Here is a 9,858-nt window from a genome sequence, read left to right as displayed (position 1 = left end):
CGACGGGGCAGCACGTCTTGCCCCGTCCTGCAACGAAGTCGTTCAGAATGGCGTACCGAGATAGGCCAAAGCGGCGAACGTGGTCGCGATTGCGGCAGCGACACTCAGCGTCCAACCCAACGACCAGCCTGAATTGCTGGCGATTTCCGGCTCGCTGAAAGCGAACGCTTCACCGGCGACTCTCGCCGCGCGATCGAGATGCAGGTTCTGCGCTGGTCCGACTGCAGTTCTTGGCGACACGTCCGAATCTCCCCTCTTCGACCTCGAGCTTAACCGATCAACGTGAACGAGAGCCAACCAGTTCCTACTGATTATCCGTGTCCGGCGGATGACACTTACGTTACGACAGATTTGTCCGTATTTCAATTGTTATAACGTTTGACAAAATGCGTCTCGTTCTCGTGCCGCCTCATATTTGAGGTTTTCCCGTGAAAGGTGCTACTAGCGTTCGCCACAAGCAACGTAAGTTTCTGTTTTGTTCGCATTCGGTCCGTCGGATGCGCTATAGTTCTTGAATCAAGCGAATCATTTCGGTCCAGAAATTCCATGACTGACAACGACGATCTTTTCGGAGATGGCCGCGGGGCGGCAGCCAAGCGCGCTGCGCCTGCATCGGCGCGGAATGCCGCTGCCAAGGTGACGCGCAACGCCGTTCCCGCGGAGAGCGATTACGACGCCTCCACCATTGAGGTGTTGGAAGGTCTCGAGCCCGTCCGTCGTCGTCCCGGCATGTATATCGGCGGCACCGATGAGAAGGCGCTGCACCACCTGTTCGCCGAAGTGATCGACAACGCCATGGACGAGGCGGTGGCCGGTCACGCGAGCTTCATCGAAGTGGAGCTGGAGGAGGACAACTGGCTTTCCGTCACCGATAACGGTCGCGGCATTCCGGTCGATCCGCATCCGAAGTTCCCGAAAAAGTCCGCCCTCGAAGTCATCATGACGACGCTCCATGCGGGTGGAAAGTTCGACTCCAAAGTCTACGAAACCTCTGGCGGCTTGCACGGCGTCGGCGTTTCCGTCGTCAACGCCTTGTCCGAAATTCTCGAGGTCGAAGTGGCGCGCGGCCAGACATTGTACCGTCAGGTGTTCTCGCGCGGCGCGCCGCAGACCAAGCTGGAAACAATCGGCCGGGCGCCCAATCGGCGCGGAACCAAGGTGCGCTTCAAACCCGATCACCAGATCTTCGGCAAAGGGGCGCATTTTCTGCCTCGCCGCCTGTTCAAAATGGCGCGGTCGAAGGCCTATCTGTTCGGCGGCGTCGAGGTTCGCTGGAAGTGCGCCCCTTCCCTTCTCGACAGCATCGACAAGGTGCCGGCCGAGGCCGTGTTCCGTTTCCCGAACGGGTTGAAGGATTATCTGGCGCGCGACATCGAAGGCAAGGAACTCGTCTCGGACCAGGTCTTCGCCGGCAAGATCACCAAGCAGGGCGGCCACGGGTCGCTCGAATGGGCAGTCGCGTGGATGGCGAACGAAGATGGCTTCTCGTCATCTTACTGCAATACCATCCCGACACCCGATGGCGGCACGCACGAGAACGGCCTGCGCATCGCTTTGCTGCGCGGATTGCGCGAGCACGCCGAGCGTGTCGGCCAGCAAAAACGCATGGCGGCCGTGACGACCGACGACGTGATGGCGACCTGCGCCTCCATGCTCTCGGTGTTCATCCGTGAGCCGGAATTCCAGGGCCAGACCAAGGACAAGCTCGCGACCCTTGAAGCCGGACGCATCGTCGAAACGGCGATCCGCGATACGTTCGACCATTGGCTCGCTGCCTCCCCGCAGCAAGCCAACAAGCTGCTCGACTGGGTCATCGACCGTGCCGAAGAGCGCCTGCGCCGGCGCCAGGAAAAGGAAGTCGCCCGCAAGACCGCGACGCGCAAACTGCGTCTCCCCGGCAAGTTGGCCGATTGCTCGAATGCAGGCGCGGAGGGTTCGGAACTCTTCATCGTCGAGGGCGATTCCGCCGGTGGCTCGGCCAAGCAGGCTCGCGACCGCAAGAGCCAAGCCATCCTGCCGTTGCGCGGCAAGATCCTGAACGTCGCTTCGGCCGGTCGGGACAAGCTACACCAGAACCAACTGCTGTCCGACCTCGTCCAGGCTCTCGGCTGCGGCATGGGCTCCCATTACCGCGATGCCGATCTGCGCTACGAGAAGGTCATCATCATGACCGACGCGGACGTGGACGGCGCGCACATCGCCTCGCTGCTGATCACGTTCTTTTATCGGCAGATGCCCCGGCTGATCGATGCCGGGCACCTCTATCTCGCCGTTCCGCCGCTGTACCGCCTGAGCCATGGTGGCAAGACGGTTTACGCGCGCACCGATGCGGACAAGGACAAGCTCCTCAAATCCGCGTTCAAGAGCGGCAGCAAGGTCGAAATCGGCCGCTTCAAGGGCCTCGGCGAAATGCTGCCGGCGCAACTGAAGGAAACCACCATGGATCCGAAGAAGCGCACCCTGCTCAAGGTCGTCATCGAAGCCGACGACCGGCCGGAAACGGGCGACGCGGTGGAGCGCCTGATGGGCAACAAACCCGAGGCACGCTTCATCTTCATCTCCGAGCGCGCGGCTTTCGCTGACGAAGCTCAGTTGGATATCTGAAGCGCTGCGCAGGCGTAGACGCCCGTCACAACCAGCAAATCGAACCAGCTAAACTTCGGCAAAAAAAATATGAAAATTCTTCGGAACCTTCTTCCGGGGCTCGTCGTTGACTGGGCACTACCGGCTCATTCTGCCCCCACGAGCCGGCGCCTTTAGGCCCCCTTCGTGGGGCCTTTCTTTTTGCGCGGTCGCTTCAGATCCCTTGCTAACCGCCTGCTTTCGGCTTCTCGACGATCTCATATGTGCAGGTGAACGCCGCGGCTGCGATACGATAGGTATCGGTCGGGTTGGTGGGATCCTGCACGATGGCGTCGCCCGCCTTTGCCACCATTCCCTCACCCCATGGCGCCTTGAAGGCGAATGGGCCCTCTCCCTGGGCCAGGATCACGTACCGCATCGGCGTGCCCGTCGGGCGGAAGGCACGCCAGCCTTGCGCATCGCCTTCACTTTGCGGCGTGCCGTAACGCTTGGCGAAAGACGCCGCTTTGACCAGATATTGCTCGTTTCCGGTCTCCGGGCAGCGGTTGCGGACGACCATGTCGCCGGCCTCGGCCGGCTTGCTCTTGGTCTCCACTCCTTCCGAGCGGATGATCGTCACGACCACTTCACCCGCCTCCGCTGGCTTGGCGTCCACAGCTTTGGTCTTTTGAGCCATACCTGTTCGACCGCCCTCGGCGGCCTTGGCGACGAAACCCTTGATGTCGAAATCCTGAGCGCCGGCTGTGCCCGCGAGCAGGAGGGCGAAGGGCAGGCCGTGGAAATGAGACAGACGCATGATGTCCTCACGTAACGGAAGATCGCCATTATAGACCGATGGCAGCGCTATGCGACCTCGCAACCTTTATGCCAAAGTCCTATTTCTCTCCTATGACGCCTTCCGTCGGCTTTTCAGCCCGCGAGACACAGCCCCTGGAACCAGAGCTTCTTTTTCAGAGACGCTTCGAAAAGACCCGAACTTGGCCAAACGCTCCATAACCGCCCCGCCTGCTCTTCCCTCCCGAGAAGACCTCGTTGCTTTCATCGCCAAGTCTCCTGGCAAGGTCGGCAAGCGCGAGATCGCGCGCGCCTTCAACATTCAAGGCGGGGACAAGATCTGGCTGAAACAGATGCTGAAGGATCTCGAGGTCGAAGGAGTCGTCGACCGAAAAGGCAAAACCATGCACAAGGCGGGGCAGCTGCCGCCGGTCGTGCTCGCCGACATTCGCCGCCGGGACGAGGATGGCGAATTGATTGCCGAACCTGCCGAATGGGACGCTGAGGAGCATGGCCCCATCCCCACCATTCTCGTCACCCTGCCGCGCAAGCCGCAGCGCGGACAGCCTACCCCCGGGATCAACGACCGCGCGCTGATCCGTGTCTCTCCGCTCAAGAACGACATTCATCGCTACACCGGACGCGTCGTCAAAATTCTGGAGAAACACCGAGCGCAGGTTCTCGGCATCTTCCACGCGTTGCCTGAGGGCGGCGCACGCCTTGTTCCCGTGGAAAAGAAAAGCCGCGAGCGCGAGTTCCTGATCCGGCCCGGGGATGAAGGCGACGCGAAGGATGGCGATCTCGTCGCGGTGACGGTCCTCAAAGGAGGCCGCCTCGGACCGCCCCACGCGAAGGTGAAGGAGCGGCTGGGATCGCTCACCTCCGAGAAGGCTGTGAGCCTGATCGCCATCCATGCCCACGGAATTCCCAATGCCTTTCCCGCCGATGTCTCGGCGGAGGCGGAGAAGGCCGAGCACTTGTCGCTGGCAGGACGCGAGGATTGGCGCGATGTCCMCCTCGTCACCATCGATCCGCCCGACGCGAAGGATCACGACGATGCGGTTCATGCGGTGCGCGACGAAGACGAAGGCAATGCGGGCGGCTTCATCGTGACCGTCGCCATCGCCGACGTCGCCGCTTACGTGCGCCCAGGAACCGCGCTCGATCGGGAAGCGCTCGCACGCGGCAATTCCGTCTATTTTCCGGATCGCGTCGTGCCGATGCTGCCCGAACGGATTTCCAACGACCTGTGCTCGCTGCGACCGCACCAACCACGGCCTGCTCTCGCGGTGCGCATGGTGCTCGATTCCCACGGTCGCAAGAAGCACCACAGCTTCCATCGCGTCATGATGCGCTCTGCCGCGAAACTCTCATACCAGCAGGCTCAGGCGGCGATCGACGGGCATCCCGACGAAACCACTCGGCCGCTCCTCGACGGCATCCTGAAGCCTCTGTGGGCGGCCTACCAGACCGCGAAGAAGGCGCGCGATATCCGCGAGCCACTGTTTCTCGATCTGCCGGAGCGAAAGATCGTTCTCAAGCCCGATGGAACGGTCGACCGCGTTCTCATTCCGGAGCGGCTGGAAGCACACAAGCTCATCGAGGAATTCATGATCCTCGCCAACGTCGCCGCGGCCGAAACGCTCGAGAAGGCCGGCTTCGAGCTCATCTATCGGGTGCACGACGAACCCTCGCTCGAAAAGATGCGCGGCCTCGGAGACGTGCTCGCATCGATCGGGTTGAAGCTCCCGAAAGGCAATGTCGTCAAGCCGGAACTGTTCAACCGCATTCTCGCCAGCGTCGATGGCACCGAGCATCAGATCTTCATCAACGAAGTCGTCCTGCGCTCGCAATCGCAAGCGGAATATTCCGCTGAGAATTACGGCCATTTCGGCCTCAACCTGCGTCGGTACGCGCATTTTACTTCGCCCATCCGCCGTTACGCGGATCTCGTCGTCCACCGTGCATTGATCACAGCGCTCAAACTCGGAAAGGACGGTTTGTCGGCAACGACGACGCGCCAGGAACTTGCCGAAATCGCTTCCCGCATCTCTATGGCCGAACGCCGTGCGATGGCCGCGGAACGAGAAACGGTCGACAGGCTCATTGCCCACCATCTCGCCGACCGGATCGGGGCCACCTTCGACGGACAGATCTCCGGGGTGACGAAGGCCGGCCTGTTCATCAAGCTCAGCGAGACGGGAGCCGACGGTTTCGTTCCGGCCGGGACCATCGGCGCCGACTATTATCGTTTCGAGGAAGGCAACCACGCGCTCCGCGGGGAACGCACCGGCGAGACCTTCCGTCTCGGCGACAAGGTTCAGGTGAAACTGGTAGAAGCGGCTCCGGTAGCCGGCGCTTTGCGTTTTGAGGTTCTCTCCGAGGGGCGCTTCGGCGGCAAGCGGGGCGGTGATCGGAAAGGCCGTTCGAAACCTGAGCGCAGACCTGCGAAGAATGCGGCCAAATCCAAGACGCGGGCCAAAGTGAAGCGCAAGCGCTGAGCGCGCTTGATCGAGGATTTTGATGCAGACCGACCGAATCGTCGCCGACCGAATCGTCGCCGGCCGAACCGTCGCCGATGACCCCACCCGACTCGTCGCCATGAAGCGCGGTCTAATGGGACGCTGCCCCGCCTGCGGGAGCGGGCGCCTTTTCGGCCGCTTTCTCAAGGTCAATCCCATCTGCGGCGCATGCGGAACGGAGTTTCATCATCACCGGGCCGACGATTTGCCGCCCTACATCGTGATTTTTATCGTTGGACATCTCGTCGGCTACGGCGTCCTCGTCGCGGAGACCAGTTTCGATATTCCGCTCTGGGTACAGGTGACCTTTTGGCCTGCCCTCACCCTCGGCCTGTGCGTCGGCCTTTTGCAGCCGGTCAAAGGCGCTGTCGTCGGCCTGCAATACGCGCTAGGCATGCACGGATTCGGCGCGGCGCGCGCCAAGAAGGCTGCAGAGGAGATGCCAGGTGCCGAAGGTCGTATCGAAGGCGTCCCCGGTGGAAGCCCACGTTCTGGTTTCCACGGCGTTTGACGCCAACGCGCCCGCCCTGCGCCCACAGGACGCTGCCACGCTGATCGTCATCGACCGCACGGCTCGCGCGCCCAAGGTGCTCATGGGACGCCGAAGCGACCGCCACAAATTCATCCCGGGTCAGTTCGTCTTTCCGGGCGGGCGGATCGAGCCTGAAGACCGACGGATGTCGGTTGCGGGCTCTCTTCACCCGCGTGCCGAAGACGCCTTGATGGCCCGCGTCACGCGTCCCTCGTGGCAGCGCAGTCGCGCGCTCGCCCTCGCTGCGATCCGAGAGACTTTCGAGGAAACGGGGCTCCTCCTGGGATCGACGGATTACGGCGCTCCTGAGAGCACTCCGGCCGGGTCATGGGCGGCCTTCAAGGAGCACGGCGTCTTTCCCGAACTCGACACGCTTCAATTCGTGGCCCGGGCGATTACGCCGCCGAAGCGCGTCAAGCGTTTCGATACGCGCTTTTTCGCCATCGACCGCGAATGCGTCGCCGCGTCCGTGGAGGGGGTCGTCGGGCCCGATTCCGAACTCGTAGAGCTGACCTGGGTCACTTTTGCCGAAACCAAGGCGCTGGATCTCCCGGGGATCACTCGGACGGTACTCGTCGAACTCGAAGCCCGCATCGCAGCCGGCTTCATTCAAGAGCTTCCGGTGCCGTTTTTCTATCAGCGGAACGGTCGCTTCCTACGGGAAGACCTGTAATCGACGTTCAAGCGCCGAATCCCTTGACGGAACGGGCGTTATGGGGCATTGAGACCCGGAAATTCCGGCCGGGGTAACCCGGCCCTTTGTATTTCGGCTGAGCCGAATACCCAACAAGAGGTCCCCGACCATGGCCAAAGCCGCAACCATCAAAGTGAAGCTCGTCTCGTCCGCCGACACCGGCTATTTTTACGTGACGAAGAAGAATTCCCGCACCAAGACCGACAAGCTCGTGATGMAGAAGTACGACCCCGTCGCGAAGAAGCACGTCGAGTTCAAGGAAACGAAGATCAAGTAATCGTCCGCAAGGACATTCGATCGACCGTTCAAACCGCCCCGACCGGGGCGGTTTTTGTTTGTGTGCTTAGTCCTTTGTTTGTGTGTTTTGGTTTTTGTTGGTGTGCCTTGGAGGTTCTCTAGCGCAGCGTCTCGTCCAAATGGGCAAGGATCAGCGGCCAAGCCTCTTCATGGGCACGCAGCGACGCGGCGTCGGGGAAACCTGCATGAACGAGCCTGAGCGTGGTGCCATCGGCCCGAGCTTCGAGCGCAATCGTGAGGATCGTCTCCGCGCCCTTCGTCCCCGCAGACATCCATGTGAGTGAAACAGTCCGTTCCGGGACCACCTGCAGAAATCGGCCGTAATGGGGGTGCCGCTGGCCCTGGTGCTGCGTCTCGAAGAAGAACGGAGCGTTCGGCTCCGCTCGCATGAGCGCCGATCCGGGCGCGGCGAACCACCGATCGAACTCGGAGGTCCAGGCCCGATACAAGRCCCCTACGGGAGCCTTCATGGTCCGTTCCATGCTCCGTTGCAGCGGATGTGAGCCGAGGTCGGGGGGAGCGATGGTTTTGGTCACGGGAAGCCCCCAAGCTTCAACCGTTTCGCTTCAAAGGAGGTGGCCAGCTGGAGGCGGGGCTGAGGAGGCGACATCCGCCCCCAGCTTGGCCGAGCCCACGAAGTCCCAGGAGATGCGGCGGACCTGAGCATCCGGGGCGTCTTGAAGAGCGCGGACGCCGTATGACCGCGCTCAATCCCTTTGTTTTCAAGCATTTCCGATGAGGGGAAGACCACAACCAGACAATGCCTCCCTGGTTCAGGGAGAAATTCCGACGACCAGCAAAACAGAATTCGACCACCGATGCAATAAGGGGCGAATCGGCCGGGTGAAGAGTTTGAACGAAAGCTGTGCGTAAGGGAAGCTCAAGCCGCCCAGCGATAGAGCCTGTCCTCGATGCGGACGGGCGTCGGCCGAAACAACAGGGATTTCAACTCCAAGCGGACCTCCAAGATCCGGAGATCCTTGATCAGCGACCGCTTGCGCGCTGACAGCGCCACACGGCACAGCAGTTCGGATCTATCCACAGGCCTGAAAAGACCGTCATCGGCTTCGAGGAGCTGCGCGCCCTGCTGAAGATCGTCGTCGCAGTCGCCGACGACGACCAGGCCTGCGCGGCAGCCGAATGCGTCCGTCGCCCGAAGCCAGGTGTGGAAATCGATTCCGGCCGCGGCGACGACTCCTGGATCGCACACGATGACATCGAATTCGGCGGCGGAGCGATGCGCCCGCAGACGCCCCTCCTCCGCGATCGACATCACTTCGTATCCCGGTGCGAGAACCGCCTTCAGCCGATCCGCCGAACGGATGTTCGGATCAACCAGGAGCACTTTGGGGCGCCTCGGCTCATAACGCGCTTCCATCGGATCCCGAAACCCGGCGAGCAGCGCCGTTCGTGCAAAATTCTGTTTTATCTCAGAGATCTGACATAGGTTCCCGACTCTGTGAACGAGCCAGCCGTCGCTGATCGGCAGCACGATGAATTCGTCGATTTCCGCATCCATTGCCCAAAGACGCGCGGCGGCGTTCCAGGCTGTGCTCACCCCCGCGACGGACACCTTTTCGAGCGAGGAATCACGACGGATCGTTCGGCACAGCGTAGGACCCTCGGCCCATTCCGCGTCAATCAGGACCGTATCCATACGGCCCCGGCGGCAAAGGATCAGTGCGTCAGCGGCGCTCGTGGCGATTGCGACGTCGAAGCCAGCCCGGGCCAGAACATTCTCGATCCGGGCCGCCCGTGCAAAATCACGTTGGACGATCAGTATGCGGCCCGTCATGCGGGCTTTTCGTCCGCGTTGAGATAAGTTCTGACGGTTTCGAGAAACTTCGCAATCGAGATCGGCTTCGAGAGATAGGCTTCGCAGCCCCCTTCCCGAATGCGCTCCTCGTCGCCCTTCATGGCAAAGGCGGTGATCGCGATGACCGGAATCGATTTCAGATCCTCATCCTGCTTCAGCCAGCGCGTCACTTCGAGGCCGGAAACCTCGGGAAGCTGSATGTCCATCAGGATCAGGTCGGGTTTGTGCGCCCGGGCGAGCTCCATCGCCTCGATTCCATGGCCCGTTTTCAGGGTGGCGTAGCCATGGGCTTCGAGAAGATCGTTGAAGAGCTTCATGTTGAGTTCGTTGTCCTCAACAATAAGCACGGTTTTCTTCATTGCCGCAGCCCCTGAGCCAAACAGACGTCACCGGCTCGATCGTTCGCGAAATCGCGATGAGTGAAGCAAGATGTCACCCGAAAACCGCTTCGCACTTTCCGGCATCGTGCCCTAGAAACTAGACGTAGCTGGTCACGCGTTGATGAAAAGCAAATAGGTGCTGGCGAAAGGCATTTGCGGTCAGGAACATGGCATTAAGGAAAATAAACACTGAAGAAGCCGAAAGCGTGGCGCTGGAAGCGTTCCACCGTATCGTCTCCGATGACGAGCGGCTGACGCGC

At 61.3% G+C, this 9,858-nt stretch carries 10 protein-coding genes; 5 read left to right on the top strand and 5 right to left on the bottom strand.

Annotated elements, in window-relative coordinates; all coding sequences use genetic code 11:
• Positions 1 to 42: 42 nt before the first annotated feature.
• Positions 43 to 240 (bottom strand): hypothetical protein, encoded by a 198-nt coding sequence (locus AC1DT3_RS05410; RefSeq protein ID WP_477464220.1) that lies wholly within the window; start codon positions 238 to 240, stop codon positions 43 to 45.
• A gap of 306 nt (positions 241 to 546) precedes the next feature.
• Here AC1DT3_RS05410 and parE point away from each other — a divergent pair, with 306 nt between their 5' ends.
• The gene (gene parE / locus AC1DT3_RS05405; RefSeq protein WP_477464219.1) at positions 547 to 2,604 is read left to right on the top strand and encodes a DNA topoisomerase IV subunit B; all 2,058 of its coding nucleotides are present in this window, start codon (positions 547 to 549) and stop codon (positions 2,602 to 2,604) included.
• Positions 2,605 to 2,809: 205 nt separating this feature from the next.
• Here parE and AC1DT3_RS05400 read toward each other — a convergent pair whose 3' ends face one another.
• Complete coding sequence (locus AC1DT3_RS05400; protein WP_477464218.1) at positions 2,810 to 3,379, bottom strand: hypothetical protein; 570 nt, start codon at positions 3,377 to 3,379, stop codon at positions 2,810 to 2,812.
• Between the two features lie 181 nt (positions 3,380 to 3,560).
• Here AC1DT3_RS05400 and rnr point away from each other — a divergent pair, with 181 nt between their 5' ends.
• The 4 genes from rnr (at position 3,561) to rpmG (ending at position 7,382) form a co-directional block, all read left to right on the top strand.
• Complete coding sequence (rnr, locus tag AC1DT3_RS05395; protein ID WP_477464217.1) at positions 3,561 to 5,858, top strand: ribonuclease R; 2,298 nt, start codon at positions 3,561 to 3,563, stop codon at positions 5,856 to 5,858.
• Positions 5,859 to 5,958: 100 nt separating this feature from the next.
• Positions 5,959 to 6,390 carry a DUF983 domain-containing protein gene (locus tag AC1DT3_RS05390; RefSeq protein ID WP_477464222.1) on the top strand — a complete coding sequence of 144 codons (432 nt, stop codon included), beginning with the start codon at positions 5,959 to 5,961 and terminating at the stop codon, positions 6,388 to 6,390.
• A complete protein-coding gene (locus AC1DT3_RS05385) occupies positions 6,356 to 7,084 on the top strand; it encodes an NUDIX hydrolase (protein ID WP_477464221.1) in 729 nt (242 codons plus the stop codon). Before AC1DT3_RS05390 ends, AC1DT3_RS05385 begins: the two co-directional genes overlap by 35 nt.
• A 130-nt stretch (positions 7,085 to 7,214) precedes the next feature.
• The gene (gene rpmG, locus AC1DT3_RS05380) at positions 7,215 to 7,382 is read left to right on the top strand and encodes a 50S ribosomal protein L33 (RefSeq protein ID WP_477464216.1); all 168 of its coding nucleotides are present in this window, start codon (positions 7,215 to 7,217) and stop codon (positions 7,380 to 7,382) included.
• A 118-nt stretch (positions 7,383 to 7,500) separates the two neighbouring features.
• On the opposite strand, the gene AC1DT3_RS05375 is transcribed toward rpmG, so the two are convergent.
• The 3 genes from AC1DT3_RS05375 to AC1DT3_RS05365 all read right to left on the bottom strand — a co-directional run bounded on the left by AC1DT3_RS05375 (position 7,501) and on the right by AC1DT3_RS05365 (position 9,577).
• A complete protein-coding gene (locus tag AC1DT3_RS05375; RefSeq protein WP_477464215.1) occupies positions 7,501 to 7,872 on the bottom strand; it encodes an SRPBCC family protein in 372 nt (123 codons plus the stop codon).
• 410 nt (positions 7,873 to 8,282) lie between these two features.
• Entirely contained in the window at positions 8,283 to 9,197 is a 915-nt protein-coding gene (locus tag AC1DT3_RS05370; protein WP_477464214.1) for a response regulator, read from the bottom strand.
• The gene (locus AC1DT3_RS05365; RefSeq protein ID WP_477464213.1) at positions 9,194 to 9,577 is read right to left on the bottom strand and encodes a response regulator; all 384 of its coding nucleotides are present in this window, start codon (positions 9,575 to 9,577) and stop codon (positions 9,194 to 9,196) included. Before AC1DT3_RS05365 ends, AC1DT3_RS05370 begins: the two co-directional genes overlap by 4 nt.
• Positions 9,578 to 9,858 lie beyond the last annotated feature (281 nt).

Source organism: Microvirga sp. P4_G7, from assembly GCF_056401005.1.
This window is presented reverse-complemented; position numbering and strand designations above follow the sequence as displayed.

Bases quoted from the DNA above. Each gene is read 5' to 3' on its own strand.
- AC1DT3_RS05400 (WP_477464218.1), bottom strand. From the start codon at position 3,379: ATGCGTCTGTCTCATTTCCACGGCCTGCCCTTCGCCCTCCTGCTCGCG.
- AC1DT3_RS05370 (WP_477464214.1), bottom strand. From the start codon at position 9,197: ATGACGGGCCGCATACTGATCGTCCAACGTGATTTTGCACGGGCGGCC.
- parE (WP_477464219.1), top strand. From the start codon at position 547: ATGACTGACAACGACGATCTTTTCGGAGATGGCCGCGGGGCGGCAGCC.
- AC1DT3_RS05390 (WP_477464222.1), top strand. From the start codon at position 5,959: ATGAAGCGCGGTCTAATGGGACGCTGCCCCGCCTGCGGGAGCGGGCGC.